This is a genomic window from Streptomyces sp. CB03234 (assembly GCF_001905885.1).
Lineage (GTDB): Bacteria > Actinomycetota > Actinomycetes > Streptomycetales > Streptomycetaceae > Streptomyces.
The window spans coordinates 559,572-574,536 of record NZ_LIYH01000006.1 but is presented as its reverse complement, the minus strand read 5'-3'; the positions used below and the strand labels follow the sequence as shown (position 1 = coordinate 574,536).

The 14,965-nt window shown below is 69.6% G+C and carries 16 protein-coding genes; 9 read left to right on the top strand and 7 right to left on the bottom strand.

Features of this window, described 5'->3' with window-relative positions; all coding sequences use genetic code 11:
* Positions 1-206 precede the first annotated feature (206 nt).
* The 5 genes from AMK26_RS28355 to AMK26_RS28325 all read left to right on the top strand — a co-directional run bounded on the left by AMK26_RS28355 (position 207) and on the right by AMK26_RS28325 (position 3,031).
* Positions 207-398, top strand: a complete 192-nt coding sequence (locus tag AMK26_RS28355) for a hypothetical protein (protein WP_073757722.1) — start codon at positions 207-209, stop codon at positions 396-398.
* Positions 382-906: a DUF6879 family protein gene (locus AMK26_RS28350; RefSeq protein ID WP_073757720.1), complete on the top strand. Its 525-nt coding sequence runs from the start codon at positions 382-384 to the stop codon at positions 904-906. Before AMK26_RS28355 ends, AMK26_RS28350 begins: the two co-directional genes overlap by 17 nt.
* Positions 903-1,733, top strand: coding sequence for a helix-turn-helix domain-containing protein (locus tag AMK26_RS28345; protein ID WP_073757718.1), 831 nt, complete (start codon positions 903-905; stop codon positions 1,731-1,733). The genes AMK26_RS28350 and AMK26_RS28345 overlap by 4 nt, the downstream gene beginning before the upstream one ends.
* Before the next feature lie 520 nt (positions 1,734-2,253).
* Entirely contained in the window at positions 2,254-2,478 is a 225-nt protein-coding gene (locus AMK26_RS28330; protein ID WP_073757712.1) for a DUF397 domain-containing protein, read from the top strand.
* 85 nt (positions 2,479-2,563) lie between these two features.
* On the top strand, positions 2,564-3,031 hold the full coding sequence (locus tag AMK26_RS28325; RefSeq protein ID WP_073757709.1) for a hypothetical protein: 468 nt from the start codon (positions 2,564-2,566) through the stop codon (positions 3,029-3,031).
* Between the two features lie 51 nt (positions 3,032-3,082).
* Here AMK26_RS28325 and AMK26_RS38090 read toward each other — a convergent pair whose 3' ends face one another.
* Positions 3,083-3,622: a hypothetical protein gene (locus AMK26_RS38090; RefSeq protein WP_241838102.1), complete on the bottom strand. Its 540-nt coding sequence runs from the start codon at positions 3,620-3,622 to the stop codon at positions 3,083-3,085.
* A gap of 676 nt (positions 3,623-4,298) precedes the next feature.
* On the opposite strand from AMK26_RS38090, the gene AMK26_RS28315 reads away from it, so the two are divergent.
* A complete protein-coding gene (locus tag AMK26_RS28315; protein ID WP_241838101.1) occupies positions 4,299-5,123 on the top strand; it encodes a tyrosine-type recombinase/integrase in 825 nt (274 codons plus the stop codon).
* Between the two features lie 199 nt (positions 5,124-5,322).
* On the opposite strand, the gene AMK26_RS28310 is transcribed toward AMK26_RS28315, so the two are convergent.
* On the bottom strand, positions 5,323-6,480 hold the full coding sequence (locus AMK26_RS28310) for an acyl-CoA dehydrogenase (protein ID WP_073757705.1): 1,158 nt from the start codon (positions 6,478-6,480) through the stop codon (positions 5,323-5,325).
* A gap of 180 nt (positions 6,481-6,660) precedes the next feature.
* Between AMK26_RS28310 and AMK26_RS28305 the strand changes: the two genes are divergently transcribed.
* Both AMK26_RS28305 and AMK26_RS28300 read left to right on the top strand, forming a co-directional pair.
* A complete protein-coding gene (locus AMK26_RS28305) occupies positions 6,661-8,004 on the top strand; it encodes a UDP-glucose dehydrogenase family protein (RefSeq protein ID WP_073757703.1) in 1,344 nt (447 codons plus the stop codon).
* Between the two features lie 47 nt (positions 8,005-8,051).
* Positions 8,052-8,429 (top strand): VOC family protein, encoded by a 378-nt coding sequence (locus AMK26_RS28300; RefSeq protein WP_073757701.1) that lies wholly within the window; start codon positions 8,052-8,054, stop codon positions 8,427-8,429.
* Positions 8,430-8,432: 3 nt separating this feature from the next.
* On the opposite strand, the gene AMK26_RS28295 is transcribed toward AMK26_RS28300, so the two are convergent.
* From AMK26_RS28295 to AMK26_RS28280, 4 genes are all read right to left on the bottom strand, one after another.
* A complete protein-coding gene (locus AMK26_RS28295; RefSeq protein WP_073757699.1) occupies positions 8,433-9,506 on the bottom strand; it encodes a dipeptidase in 1,074 nt (357 codons plus the stop codon).
* 673 nt (positions 9,507-10,179) lie between these two features.
* Positions 10,180-11,370, bottom strand: coding sequence for a dipeptidase (locus AMK26_RS28290; protein ID WP_073757697.1), 1,191 nt, complete (start codon positions 11,368-11,370; stop codon positions 10,180-10,182).
* Entirely contained in the window at positions 11,367-11,864 is a 498-nt protein-coding gene (purE, locus tag AMK26_RS28285) for a 5-(carboxyamino)imidazole ribonucleotide mutase (protein WP_073757885.1), read from the bottom strand. Before purE ends, AMK26_RS28290 begins: the two co-directional genes overlap by 4 nt.
* A 31-nt stretch (positions 11,865-11,895) precedes the next feature.
* Complete coding sequence (locus tag AMK26_RS28280) at positions 11,896-13,035, bottom strand: 5-(carboxyamino)imidazole ribonucleotide synthase (RefSeq protein WP_073757695.1); 1,140 nt, start codon at positions 13,033-13,035, stop codon at positions 11,896-11,898.
* A 117-nt stretch (positions 13,036-13,152) separates the two neighbouring features.
* On the opposite strand from AMK26_RS28280, the gene AMK26_RS28275 reads away from it, so the two are divergent.
* A complete protein-coding gene (locus AMK26_RS28275; protein ID WP_073757693.1) occupies positions 13,153-13,677 on the top strand; it encodes a GtrA family protein in 525 nt (174 codons plus the stop codon).
* On the opposite strand, the gene AMK26_RS28270 is transcribed toward AMK26_RS28275, so the two are convergent.
* Positions 13,674-14,954 (bottom strand): ATP-binding protein, encoded by a 1,281-nt coding sequence (locus AMK26_RS28270; protein ID WP_073757691.1) that lies wholly within the window; start codon positions 14,952-14,954, stop codon positions 13,674-13,676. The two genes, AMK26_RS28275 and AMK26_RS28270, sit on opposite strands and share 4 nt — an antisense overlap.
* Positions 14,955-14,965: the final 11 nt, after the last annotated feature.

Sequence of the window (14,965 nt, the reverse complement as noted above, 5' to 3'; positions counted from 1 at the left end):
CATTTCCCCATGATCGTTAGCAGTCTGCCCAGGTCGGCGCCGTATTGGCGGCAGCCTCCCCGACCGGTCGGAGGAGCGGCAGGCTCCGGGGAGGTTACGCGGTTTCCCGTTCCGTCAACCGTGATCGCTTGACCCGCGCGCCCTGGCCTCGGGAGCATCAACCCAGATGCGGGGTACTGGCAGCACGGGAGAGGGGAACCCCGACCATGAAGGTCACCAAGCTGGTCAGCACGTGCGACATCACGGAGTGCCCGACGATCTACGCGACGGATCGCGGCACGCTCTTGGTCCAGGGGGAGACTCCGACCGACCACGGGCTTCAGATTCCCGCTCACGAAACCCTGGTCGAGATCCCGATGGAACTGATCCAGAAGGCCATCCGTGACAACCTCATCTAGGACCCTCGGCGACCTCTTCGACACGTTCCAGCGTGAGGCGTTCCGGCTCGAAACCCTCGACGACTACAGCAAGTCGGGGAACGTCGATGCCTATCGCGCGTTCCTGGCCGGGGAGCCACAGCCGGACGACTACAACGCGGGATGGGTCGAACAACTCCGCTCACACACCGGAGAAGGGAAACGGGTCTACCGGGTTCACATTCTGCGCCGCCCTCTCACGGACTATCTCAGGTTCGAACTCGGGTGGGGGTACCAGAAGAACATGTCTGGAGGTGAGGAGTTCTTCATTCTGGACGTCACCGACAGGCCGAACCCCCTACAGAACGTACCTGACTTCTGGCTCTTCGACTCCGAGTCCGTGGCCGTAATGAACTACGACGGCGCTGGAAAGTACCTGGGCTCGGAAGTGCTGTCATCGGAACGAACGGCGGAATTCGCCGGGCACCGTGGCACGGCACTCACCCACGCGGAGCCCTTCACGGAATGGTGGGCCAAGTACGGGGCGTGAACAGAGCACAGTTGGGGGCCGCGCTGCGGGCACTGCGCCAGGCATCCGGAAAGGAGGCCAAAGCAGTGGCCCGCAGCGCCCTCATGTCTCCGTCCAAGCTCTCCAAGATCGAGAATGCGAAGCTGGCGCCCAGCGCGACGGACGTCGAGCGCATCCTGATCGCCATCGGCGTATCCGAGGAGATCAAGGCCGAGTACACCGATGCGGCTCGAACGGCCGGCACCGAGACGACCGAGTGGCGGCTGTTGAAACGGGTTGGAGTCCACAAGGGCCAGCAGGAGGTCAAGGCTCTTGAAGCCCAGATGTCAGTGCTGCGGATGTTCCAACCGGCTCTGGTTCCGGGTCTGCTCCAGACTCCCGAGTACATTCGGGCCGTTCTGCAACGCCACAGCCTGAGTGAAGACACCCTCAACCGCACCGTCAGCGGCCGGTTGGAACGCCAAGCAGTCCTCTACGACAGCACGAAGTCATTGCGGTTCGTCATCACGGAACCTGTTCTGCGGTGGCGGCTCGTCGAGCCGTCGATGATGGCTGCCCAGCTGGACCGAATTGTTTCGATGTCGCGTCTGTCTCACATCGACATCCGAGTAGTCCCGTTGAGCGTTCAGCAGCATGATGTCGCGAACCACTCGTTTGCGATCCGGGACAACCGCATGGTCACCGTCGAGACGGTCCATGCCGAGGTGCTCGTCACTGATCCCAGGGACGTAGAAATCTACGTAGAGAAATTCCACGGGTTCGAACGGGTGGCACTGTCCGGTGACGACATGCGGAGCCTGGTCGAAGGAATCCGCGACGACTTTTTGCGGGAACAGGAAACAGGCTAGAGCTGCCTCCGTGGCCCGCCGAAGATGGCGCCATGGAGAGCGAAGAGAGAACTTCCGATCCTGGAACCAATACGCCAGCAGGGACGTGCCTGTCGGAGCCACCGCGCGATCCGTCACCCAAACCCGGTTGCGCTGACTGCCTGTCCATATCGGTAGCCCGCGAGAACGCCCGCTCCACGTTCGACTACAGCGCCGTATCCGACGCCAACGTACGGATGGAAGCGCACGCGTCATGAGCAAGGGAACGGGCTCAAGGCTCTTTGCCGACCGCCCCCTGATGACCATGCGGGTCTCTCGCGACTCAGGGCAGACCTGGGGGCCGGAGCAAGCCGTGGCCACGACGGACGATCTTCCGCCCCTGCTCACGAGCGCTTGGCCGCCATGCGAGTGCTGGCGCTGCACGGAACGCGGCCAAGGTTCCGGACGCTGAAGTCTCTCCCTCTCCTCCCTTGAACTCCCGCCCGGAATGGGCGGCGGCGGTCAGCCATGGCCGCGATTAGTTGAGCAGGAAGGTGCAGTAATGCTGAACGGAACCGACCTGTACGGGCTCGACATCGACGGGGCCTCGTTCGTGAAGGCGTGCGGCGGCCCCTGTACCGAGGGGTGCGTGACCCTGGCCCGGATCGGCGACGACGCCTGGGCCCTCGGCGACAGCAAGCGGCCGGACGCGCAGCCGCTGCGGTTCACCACGGAGGAACTGGACGCAGCCGGGATCGACCCGGCGCGGTTCGGCCTCAACGTCTGATCCTCCCTCTCCGTCAGCCGGGCCGGGTCCATCCCCCGCCCCTGGGCCCGTGCCCGGCTGGCACTTCTCGAAACGGGAACGACTCATGCACCACCACGGCTATCTGTGGACCGGCCCGAAGGAGCGCTTCGACAACGAGGCCCTACGGCGGCCCCCTCATCCCGATCCGCCCCCGGCCGGAAGCAAGCTGGAACTGATCCAGAGGTATCGGGAGGTCGCGGCGGAGTTCCCGAACGTCGACCTACCGCCCCTCGAAACGGCGTACTGGCTCATCAAGCCCCGTTCCTTAGTTCGTGGCACGTGGGAAGAGGCGAAGGAGGCGGCAGTCTGGCTCGGGGAGCGGCTGGCCGAGCACGCGCCCCGGTTCGCTTCCGAGAGGGAGCGGGAAACGACTCATCTGGCACAACTGGCGAACGCGGCTGCCGCACACCTGCACTCGGGCGCTGATGTGTCGTACGGCTTCTACCTCGAACGTCCCTCGTATCTGTCCCTGGCAGTGGTGACGTGCGCCCCGAATCGTTCCCATTCTGAACTGGCCTGCCCAGTCGAGTAGTCGAATCAACAAAGAAGCCCCGGCCCTTGTGGCCGGGGCTTCCTTGGTTGGTTAGAGCAACGCGCGGAAGGGGTTGGCGTCTGGGATCGGTTCCGGATGTCTCACCGGCTCGGGCTCCAGGGCCTTGGGGGCCGGGCGGTAGGCGTCCAGGCGGACGACCTTGGTTCCGTTGGTTTCCATTACGGTCCGCTGGGCCGGCCCTGACTCCTCGCGCTGGGAACTGTCTCGGCGCAGCGTGAAAACGGTGGCTGGTCGGCCGGTCTTCCCTGACCGTTCCACCGTGACGACGATTTCGGGGAGTGCCTTGACCTCACTGGCAGTTGCTCCCACGTACGGGAGCACCTGAGACGACGTGGCGCGACCGCCGTGCAGTTCGATGCGGGCCCGGACCTTGTCTGCGAGGCTGAGCGGCTGTCGCTTCACCATGGGAGAGGTGGCCCCCTTGGTGATGCGGACGGCGTCCTGGACGGACCGGCGAACGAGCGTGAAGGCAGCCGACAGCATCTCTTCCGTGATGTGCTCGGAGCACTCCGAGGCAGCCAGGCAGGCCGCAACGCGAAGCGTCTGTTCCGCCGTGCGCTCGATGAACACGGCCTGTCCTTCGGGGCAGGGTCTCACCCAGGATGCGGGCGTAGCGGCGCACGATCCGCCACAGCGGCCGGGCATCCTCCGCAAGCGTGATCACACGCGGCCGGGCGGTCGCCCACCCGTAGGCGTCGGACAGCTCCGAACCATCCACCTTCGGCAGGCTCACGCGGTCGTCGTCCAGCATGGGGACCGACCCAAGCAGGAAGGGAGGGATGCGGTTGTACGAGCCTCCGGCCGCTTCCGACTCGCCCACGTACTTCGCCCAGTCAGACGGCGTGACGTGGCAGTGCAACACCATGGCGGGATCGCGTACTTCCTGCGCCTCCTCCTTGGTGGTGTTGCGCAGTGTCGCCCCGTCCCATGCGGTCCGCAGCTTGGTGGTGAACGACGCGTCCCGCTTCACTCGGCGGAGCACTTCCGACCATTCCTCTTCCACCACCAGGGCGCGCACGTCGCGCCCGTGCTCGGTCTCGGCGGTCGCTTCCTGCTGCTCCCACTAGTGGTTGATCGTGCTCGCGCCGGAGGTGATCCCGGAGGTGGTGTGGGTGGCGAGGAAGCGGCCCAGAGACTTGTCAAGGACGTGAAGCGCGGCCCGGAGCGCGGTTCCCTTCCCCCTGCCCGTTCCGGCCACCAGGGCGGACCACAGGAGCACGGGGCGGGCGTTGCCACGGGATGAAACGTGAACCGTTCCGCCGATAGCGGCCGACCACATCGACAGGGCAGCCACGTACACCCCCAATGCGTCCGCTTCCAGGAACGGGGCGATCTTGCGGACTGCGCGACCGATCGGACCAACAAGGGCGCAGGCAGCCGCGCCAAGGAGATCCGGGAGCACAAGAGCACCGCCCGGCGACTCACGACGCGGGAAGTCCTGGCGATGCTCGATGCCGCTCCTCCGCGATACCGCGCGATGCTGTGGCTCATGGCCGGGTGTGGTCTGCGGCTGGGTGAGGCCATGGCGGTATCCCGCGATCAGATCGACTTCAAGGCCGAGACGCTTCGCGTCGACTTCCAGATTGCGGAGGACGGAGACACCGAGTCGGGGAAGAACAGCGCCATCCAGCGTCGGCACATCAAGGCTCGTGACGAAGGGGAGCCAGGGCGAACCGTCCCCCTCCCACCGAACGTCGCCTTCGAGCTTCGGCGGCACATCAAGAACCACGGCGTATGGGGGCCGGAACGGCTCCTCTTCCCCAACGTGACGCGGACTGGCTACCTCTACGCGTCGTACTTCTACCCGAAGATCTGGATGGAGGCTCTGGGCAAGGGACAGGTGAAGTACTGCAAGGCTCACTCACTCCGGCACTACTACGGGTCGCGACTGCTGTACGCCGGAGTCCCCGAGAACGATGTGGCCGACTGGATGGGCCACAGCAGTACGGACGTACTGAGGGAGCACTACCACTACATCTTCGAAGGAGCTGAGCAACGTGGCAGGGCCGCCATCGCGACGATGCTGACGCCCGGCGCGGACGACCCAGCGGAGGCATCAGAGGTCGCCTGATGGGCGGACGACAACAGCCCCCGGCATCTCGCCGGGGGCTGCGTTGTTTGTACAGGTCAGCGGCCACTTTCGGCTCGGCGTCCGCCCAGGATTCCCCCAGCATGACGCCCTGGAACGGTCCTGATCGGGCCGCAGCGGACAGAATGCCAAAGCAGTCCTCTCGGACCCTCGAAACAGCCTTTGACCTGCAAAAACCCTGCTAGGGAAGGTTCCTTGCCATCACGATCCGCTGGACTTGGTTCGTGCCTTCATAAATCTGGGTGATCTTGGCGTCGCGCATCATGCGCTCGACCGGGTAGTCGCGGGTGTAGCCGTAGCCGCCGAGGAGCTGGACGGCGTCGGTGGTGACCTCCATGGCGATGTCGGAGGCGAAGCACTTGGCGGCGGCGCCGAGGTAGGTGAGGTCGGCGTCGCCGCGCTCCGAGGCCGCGGCGGCCTGGTAGGTGAGGGCGCGGGCGGCGGAGATCTTCATCGCCATGTCGGCGAGCATGAACTGCACGCCCTGGAAGTCGGCGATCGGCTTGCCGAACTGCTTGCGCTCCTGGACGTACCCCTTGGCGTAGTCCAGGGCTCCCTGGGCGATGCCGAGGGCCTGGGCCGCGATGGTGATGCGGGTGTGGTCCAGGGTCTTCATCGCGGTGGCGAAGCCGGTGCCCTCCTCGCCGATCATGCGGTCGGCGGGGATGCGTACGTTGTCGAGGTAGACCTCGCGGGTCGGGGAGCCCTTGATGCCGAGCTTCTTCTCCGGGGCGCCGAAGGAGACACCCGGGTCGCCCTTCTCGACGACGAAGGCGCTGATGCCCTTGGAGCGCTTGGCCGGGTCGGTGACGGCCATGACCGTGTAGAACTCGGAGACGCCCGCGTTGGTGATCCAGCGCTTCACGCCGTTGAGGACCCAGAAGTCGCCGTCGCGGACCGCCTTGGTCTTCATGCCGGCGGCGTCGGAGCCCGCGTCGGGCTCGGAGAGGCAGTACGAGAACATCGCGTCGCCCTTGGCGAGCGGGGTCATGTACTTCTTCTTGAGGTCCTCCGAGCCGGAGATGATCACCGGGAGCGAGCCCAGCTTGTTGACCGCCGGGATCAGGGAGGAGCTGGCGCAGACGCGGGCGACCTCCTCGATGACGATGACGGTCGCGAGGGCGTCGGCGCCCGCGCCGCCGTACGTCTCGGGGACGTGCACGGCGTGCAGGTCGGAGGAGACGAGCGCGTCCAGCGCCTCCTGCGGGAAGCGGGCCTCCTCGTCCACCGCGGCGGCGAACGGGAGGATCTTGGCCTCGGCGAGCGAGCGGACGGTGTCCCGGAGCATGTCGTGCTCTTCGGACGGGCGGTACAGATCGAAGTCAGGCGTTCCCGCCAAGGTCTCTCACTCCCCAGAGCTGCTGCTAACTACCGTTAAGTAACCCGAATTTTAGTGGGACGGGGCGAGCCAGGCATACGTGAGCTTGACGACAGCACCGGTCCCGGGAGAACGGTGCCCTCGCCGGGGCACGACTATGCTCGGGGCCGCACTCCCTCCCGTACGTCAATGGAGCACCGTATGGCCCTCAAGATCACCGTGATCGGCACCGGATACCTCGGCGCCACCCATGCGGCGGCCATGGCGGAGCTGGGATTCGAGGTGCTCGGGCTCGACGTCGTCCCCGAGAAGATCGAGATGCTCTCGGCGGGGCGCGTCCCGATGTACGAGCCGGGGCTAGAGGAGCTGCTGCACCGGCACGTCGCCGGGATCGAGGGCTCCACCGGGCGGCTGCGCTTCACGACGTCGTGGGAGGAGGTCGGCGACTTCGGCGACATCCACTTCGTCTGCGTGAACACACCGCAGAAGCACGGTGACTACGCGTGCGACATGAGTTACGTCGACGCCGCCTTCGGCTCGCTCGCCCCGCACCTGAAGCGTCCCGCGCTGGTCGTCGGCAAGTCGACCGTGCCGGTCGGCAGCGCGGAGCGGCTCGCGCGGCTGCTCGCCGACCGGGCGCCGGTGGGCGCGGACGCGGAGCTGGCGTGGAACCCGGAGTTCCTGCGGGAGGGCTTCGCCGTGCAGGACACGCTGCACCCGGACCGGATCGTGGTGGGCGTGGAGAGCGCGGCGGCGGAGAAGCTGCTGCGTGAGGTGTACGCCACCCCGATGGAGGAAGGGTCGCCGTTCGTGGTGACCGACTTCCCCACGGCGGAGCTGGTGAAGACCGCCGCGAATTCCTTCCTCGCGACGAAGATCTCCTTCATCAACGCGATGGCGGAGGTGTGCGAGGCCGCCGGGGGCGATGTGGTGAAGCTCGCCGAGGCCATCGGCTACGACGAGCGGATCGGCGCGAAGTTCCTCCGGGCCGGGATCGGCTTCGGCGGTGGGTGCCTCCCCAAGGACATCCGGGCCTTCATGGCGCGCGCCGGTGAACTGGGCGCCGACCAGGCGCTGACGTTCCTGCGCGAGATCGACTCCATCAACATGCGGCGCCGCGGCCAGATGGTCGGCATGGCGCGCGAGGCCCTGGGCGACGGCACGTTCCTCGGCAAGCGGGTGGCGGTGCTGGGTGCGGCGTTCAAGCCGGACTCGGACGACGTACGGGACTCCCCCGCGCTGAACGTCGCCGGTCAGATCCACCTCCAGGGCGGCCAGGTCACCGTGTACGACCCGAAGGGCATGGACAACGCCCGGCGGCTGTTCCCGACGCTGGCGTACGCCGACAGCGCCCTGGACGCGGTGCGGGGCGCGGACGTGGTGCTGCACCTGACGGAGTGGCGCGAGTTCCGCGAGCTGGACCCGGCGGAGCTGGGCGAGGTCGCGGCGAACCGGCTCATCCTGGACGGCCGCAACGCGCTGGACGCGGAGCGCTGGCGCGAGGCGGGCTGGACGTTCCGCGCGATGGGCCGCCCGCGGGCCTGAGGACGGGCCGCGGGTTTACGGGGCGGCGTGGGCGGCACTCGGGCGCCATGGGCTTTGCGACACTCACCCTCACCGCGATCGACTGTCCCGAACCGCGCCGGCTCGCCGAGTTCTACGCCGCGATCCTCGGTGGTGACGTGAAGGGCGATCCCGGCGACGAGGACTGGATCGACCTGTACCTCCCCGACGGGCAGCGGCTCGCCTTCCAGCGCGCGCCGGACCTTCGCCCGCCCGAATGGCCGCGGGCCGACCGGAACTCCCAGCAGCTCCACCTGGACCTCGACGTCGAGGACCTCGACGCCGCGCACGAGCAGGTCCTCACGCTCGGCGCCCGTCCGCTGGACGTCGACGACCACGGGGGCGAGCGGGGCTTCCGGGTGTACGCGGATCCGGCGGGGCACCCGTTCTGCCTGTGCCGCGCGTAGGCCCTACGCCGGTTGCGCGGCCTCCGCCGCCTCGCGCACGACACGGGCCGCGTTGCCCCACGTCAGGGCGGCGATGTCGGCCTCGGACCAGTCGCGGTGCAGCAGCTCGGCGATGAGGTTCGGGTAGCAGGACGCGTCTTCGAGGCCGATGGTGTGCGGGGCGTCGGTCGCCATGCCGTACGAACCCGACAGCCCGACGCACTCCGGCCCGGCGACCTCACGGACGCGCTCCACATGGTCGGCCACGTCCCACAGGGTGGCCGGCTGACCGGCGTGGCGGGCCACCTGGTCGGGCGCGAAGCTCACCATGCAGACGCCCGCGTTGGCGTGCAGGCGGCGCAGTACGTCGTCGGGGACGTTGGCGGAGTGCGGGGTGAGGGCGTGGGCCGCCGAGTGGGAGAGGATGACCGGCGCCTTGGAAACGTCGAGGACCCGGTCCATGGTGGGCTCGGAGGCGCCGGAGAGGTCGACGAGGACCCCGAGGCGGTTCATCTCGCGCACCGCCTCCTCGCCGAACGGCGTCAGGCCGGCGCGGTCGGCCGTCCAGTGCGTACCGGCGATGCTCACGCTGCGGACGCCGAGCGCGTGGTAGGCGCGGAGGGTGGCCAGCGAGTCGCCGAGGGCGGCGCCGGAGACGGGCCCGAGGAGGGACGCGATCCGGCCGCAGTCGCGGGCCTGGACCATGTCGGCGGCGGTGAGGGCGAGCCGCAGGGCCTCCGGGCAGGACGCGATGAGGGTGCGTACGGCGTCTATTCGGTCCAGTGTGTCCTGCACGGCGGCGGGGCCGGGCGGTACGTGCAGCGACCAGAACTGCGCGCCGACGCCGCCGGCGCGGATGCGCGGGATGTCGGTGTCGAGCAGGGCCGAGCCGTGCTGGAGGTCGTGCCAGTGGGTGCGGTCCAGCTCCTGGGCGAGGGTGTTGTGACCGTCGACCACCAGCTGCGCGGCGAGCAGCACGCGGGCCCGCTCGATGTCGACCTCGGCGGGCGTGGGCGCCTCGGCGGCGCCGTCGGGCGTGTCGTCGAGTTCACCGATCGCGGAGGGTGCTGCGTACGGGTGGTCCTGCAGGTCTGCCATGGGGGAGCTCCGCTCCGGGACGGGCGACGAGCCGCTGTTCGATACGCCCACGGTGGCACGGGGCGGGGCGGGGGTCGCGGCGACGTACTGCGTCCGGGTGACCCAGCCGGAGCGGCGCGGGGTGCCGTGCGGCGCGGGGAGCCGTGCGGCGCGGGGAGCCGTGCGGCGCGGGGAGCCGTGCGGCGCGGGGTGCCGTGCGGCGCGGGGTGCCGTGCGGCGCGGGGAGCCATGCGGCGCGGGGAGCCGTGCGGCGCGGGGCCGACGCGGTTGCTGCCGGTGGGCAAGGGTCGGGGCCCCTCCGGGCTCACCTCCTCGCCGTCGGCGGGGCGCCCGAGCGCCCTGGTGGCCGTATCTCGCCGCCGTCGGCTGCGGGGGCGACCCTGCACGGCCCCTCCTCGCCGTACACGGCACAGGGGGACCCACCGCCCGCAGACGGCGTACGACCGGGGTGTGGCCGTGCAGGGTCGCCCCCGCAGAGGTTGGCGGCGGCACATGAGCTCCCCATCGCGAAACCCAAGGCCGCCGGCCTCGAGGAGGTGAGCCCGGAGGGGCCGCACCCCACCGCCCACCGGGTCAGGCCGTCGCCCGGCCCCGGCAGGGCTCGGCCGCCGGGCTCGAGGAGGTGAGCCCGGAGGGGCCGCACCCCGCTCCCACCGGCGGCCCCGGCGGGTGGTCAGGTGTCCAGGGACGTGAGCGTGGCCGTGGAGGCGGGGCGGGCCGACAGGGAGCGGGAGACGGATTCCGCGTCGCGGAGGGCGCGCAGCGGGTTGTGCCAGGTGAGCTTCGCCAGGTCCGTACGGGACCACCTGCGGGCGAGGAGCTCGGCGATGAGGTTCGGGTACGCCGAGACGTCCGGCAGGTCCGACGGGGTGAACGCCGTGCCGTCGAAGTCGCCGCCGATGCCGATGTGGTCGATGCCCGCGACCTCCCGCATGTGGTCGAGGTGGTCCGCGACCGTGGCGACGGTGGCGACCGGGCGCGGGTGGGCCTCCTCGAAGGCCGCGTGGACGCGCATCGCCTCGGGGGTGGTGTCCAGGTGGTGGAAGCCGTGCGCCCGCATGTTCTCGTCGGCCCGCCGGGTCCAGTCGACGGCGGCGGGGAGGACGAACTTGGGGACGAACGTGGCCATGGCGACGCCCCCGTTGGCGGGGAGGAGCGCCAGCACGTCGTCGGGGATGTTGCGGGGGTGGTCGCACACGGCCCGGGAGGAGGAGTGCGAGAAGATCACCGGGGCCTCGGACACCGCCAGCGCGTCACGCATCGTCGTGTCGGCCACGTGCGAGAGGTCCACCAGCATGCCGAGGCGGTTCATCTCACGGACGACCTCCCGGCCGAACGGGGAGAGGCCCCCGACGCCCGGGGCGTCCGTCGCCGAGTCGGCCCAGGGGACGTTGTCGTTGTGGGTCAGGGTCATGTAGCGGACGCCGAGGGCGTACAGCGCCCGCAGGGTGGCCATCGAGTTGTTGATGGAGTGGCCGCCCTCGGCGCCCTTGAGCGACGCGATGCGCCCGGAGGCCCGCGCCGCCTCCATGTCGTCGGCGGTCAGCGCGGGCGCCAGGTCGGCCGGGTGGCGGGCGAGCAGCCGGTCGACGCAGTCGATCTGCTCCAGCGTCGCGCTGACCGCGTCGTCGCCCGCCATGCCGGTGCGCACGTACACCGACCAGAACTGGGCGCCGACGCCGCCCGCCCGCAGTCGCGGGATGTCGGTGTGGAGCCGGCCCGTCTGGTCCGCCCCGATGTCGAGGCGGTCCAGGTCGTAGCCGGCGTGCTCGCGCAGCGCCCACGGCAGGTCGTTGTGGCCGTCGACCACGGGGTACGAGGCGAGCAGCTCGCGCGCCTCGTCCTGGAAACGGCCGGCCGTCACTTGGCGAAACCGAAGGACGCCGAGCCCTCGACCTTCGCCCGCAGCCGCTTGCCCTTCTCGGTCGCCTGGTCGTTCAGCTCCTGCTGGAAGTCGGCCATGCGGGTCAGGAGGTCGGGGTCGGAGGTCGCCAGGATGCGCGCCGCCAGCAGGCCCGCGTTGCGCGCCCCGCCCACCGAGACGGTGGCCACGGGGACGCCCGCGGGCATCTGGACGATCGACAGGAGGGAGTCCATGCCGTCCAGGTACTTCAACGGCACGGGCACACCGATGACCGGCAGCGGGGTGACCGAGGCGAGCATGCCGGGCAGGTGCGCGGCGCCGCCGGCGCCCGCGATGACCGCCTTCAGGCCCCGGTCGGCGGCGCGCTCCCCGTACGCGATCATTTCGCGCGGCATCCGGTGCGCGGAGACGACGTCGACCTCGTACGGGATCTCGAACTCGTCGAGGGCCGACGCGGCGGCCTCCATGACGGGCCAGTCGGAGTCGGAGCCCATGACGATGCCCACGAGCGGAGTGTCCAGGGGGTTACTCAACGATCGTTCCTCGCAGGTAGCCGGCGGCGTGACGCGCGCGGTCCAGCACGTCGTCGAGGTCGTCGCCGTAGGTGTTGACGTGCCCCACCTTGCGGCCGGGCTTCACGTCCTTGCCGTACATATGGATCTTCAGCTGGGGGTCACGGGCCATGCAGTGCAGGTAGGCCTGGTACATGTCGGGGTAGTCGCCGCCCAGCACGTTGCACATGACGGTCCACGTGGCGCGCGGGCGCGGGTCGCCGAGCGGCAGGTCGAGCACGGCCCGTACATGGTTGGCGAACTGCGAGGTGACCGCGCCGTCCTGGGTCCAGTGGCCCGAGTTGTGGGGGCGCATGGCCAGCTCGTTGACGAGGATGCGGCCGTCGCGGGTCTCGAACAGCTCGACGGCGAGGTGGCCGACGACGTCCAGTTCCTTGGCGATGCGCAGCGCGAGCTCCTGGGCCTGGCCGGCCAGCTCGGCCGACAGGCCGGGCGCGGGGGCGATGACGGTGTCGCAGACGCCGTCGACCTGCCGTGATTCGACGACGGGGTACGCCACGGCCTGGCCGTGCGGGGAGCGGACGATGTTGGCCGCCAGCTCGCGTACGAAGTCGACCTTCTCCTCCGCGAGGACCGGCACGCCCGCCAGGAACGGGTCGCGGGCGTCGTCCTCGGAGCGGACGAACCACACGCCCTTGCCGTCGTACCCGCCGCGCACCGTCTTGAGGATGATCGGGAAGCCCCCGGTCTCGGCGGCGAAGGCCGCCGCGTCCGCCGGGTCCTTCACGATGCGGTGGCGCGGGCACGGTGCGCCGATCTCGTCGAGCCTGGCCCGCATCACGCCCTTGTCCTGGGCGTGCACCAATGCGTCGGGCCCCGGCCGGACGGGAATGCCGTCCGCCTCCAGGGCCCGCAGGTGCTCGGTCGGTACGTGCTCGTGATCGAACGTGATCACATCGCAGCCGCGTGCGAACTCACGCAGTGTGTCCAGGTCGCGATAGTCGCCGATGACGACCTCGCTCACCACCTGGGCCGCGGAGTCCTGGGGGGAGTCGCTGAGGAGCTTGAACTTGATGCCGAGGGGGATGCCCGCCTCGTGAGTCATCCGGGCGAGCTGTCCGCCGCCCACCATGCCTACTACCGGAAACGTCACCCTCTTAGGGTATCCGGCCCCCGCGGGGGGCCTTTATCCGTCCCCGCGCGCGGTCAGGGGCGGGTGGTTAGCATGGCTTGGTTGACCCACTCGACCGGACGGGGCTGAAAGATCACCATGAGTGAACGGGGCGCACTGCGCGTGCGGCTGGACCAGCTCGTCCGCGAGATCGCCAAATTCGGTCTCGTCGGCGGCCTCGGCCTGCTGGTGAACATGGCGGTCTTCAACCTGCTGCGGCACACCACGGAGCTCCCGGTCGTCCGGGCCAGCCTGCTGGCCACGGTCGTCGCCATCGCGTTCAACTACGTGGGGTTCCGTTACTTCACGTACCGGGACCGTGACAAGAGCCGGCGTACGAAGGAGCTGACGCTCTTCCTGCTGTTCAGCCTGGCGGGGCTGGTCATCGAGAACGGTGTGCTGTACGCCGCGACGTACGGCTTCGGCTGGGACAGCCCGCTGCAGAACAACTTCTTCAAGTTCTTCGGGATCGGTGTGGCGACCCTGTTCCGCTTCTGGTCGTACCGGACGTGGGTCTTCCGTACGCTGCCGGGCCACGAGCCCGTACCGGCTGCGGAATCGTTCCTTGAGCAGCGCCGGGCCGAGCCGGAGCGGACCGGCGAGCCGGTCGCCCCGCGCCGCTAGCGGACCGTACGGGGCTCTTCACCGCCCGGCTTGTCCTTGCGGCTGGGCACCTCGCGGCTGAGGAACAGCGCGAAGACGGCCGGCTGCTGCTGGAGCAGCTCCAGCCGGCCGCCGTCCGCCTCCGCGAGGTCGCGGGCGACGGCGAGCCCGATCCCGGTGGAGTTGCGGCCGCTGATGGTCCGCTCGAAGATCCGCGCCCCCAGGTCCGGCGGTACGCCCGGGCCCTCGTCGGTGACCTCGACGACGGCCTGGTTCCCGGTGACCCGGGTGCGCAGGGCGACCGTGCCGCCCCCGTGCATCAGCGAGTTCTCGATCAGCGCGGCCAGTACCTGGGCGACCGCACCGGGGGTGCCGACGGCCCGCATGCCGACCTTCCCGGACCGTACGATCGCCCGCCCCGCGCTGCGGTAGGCCGGGCGCCACTCCTCGATCTGCTGCTTGACGACCTCGTCGAGGTCGAAGGCGATCGCCGAGCCGGTGCGCGGGTCGCGCGAATTGGTCAGCAGCCGCTGGACGACGTCGGTGAGCCGCTCGACCTGGGTGAGGGCGATGTGCGCCTCCTCCTTGACGGTGGTCAGGTCGTCGGTCTCGGAGATCTCCTCCAGCCGCATGGACAGCGCGGTCAGCGGCGTACGCAGCTGGTGCGAGGCGTCGGCGGCCAGTCGCCGCTCGGCGGTGAGCATCCGGGCGATCCGCTCGGCGGAGGCGTCGAGGACGTCGGCCACCCGGTCGAGCTCCGGCACGCCGTACCGCTTGTGGCGGGGCCTGGGGTCGCCGGAGCCGAGCCGTTCGGCGGTCTCGGCGAGGTCGGTGAGCGGCGAGGCGAGGCGGTTGGCCTGGCGTACGGCGAGGAGGACGGCGGCGATCACGGCGAGCAGCGCCACGGCGCCGATGATCAGCAGGGTGCGGCCGACCTCGGTGGTGATGGTGGAGCGGGACTCCTCGACGGTGACCTTCTCGCCGCGCTTGCCGTCGGCGGTGCCGCGGATGACGCTGTCCTCGGGGCGGTCGCCGATCTCGATGGGGGCGCGGCCGGGGATCTCGATCAGGGCGTACCGCTTGGCGCCGCTCTGCTGGGCGAGGATGCCCGGGTTGACGGGCTCGCCGCCGACGAGCCGGCTCTCGACGATGCTGACCAGCCGGACCGCCTCGGAGTCCACGCTCTCCTGGGCGCTGCTGCTGATGGTGCGCGTCTCGACGATCACCAGGGAGACCCCGAAGACGGCGATGACGACGAGGACCACGGCGAGCGTGGAGTTGATCAGTCGGCGGCGCACGGTGCCTGCTT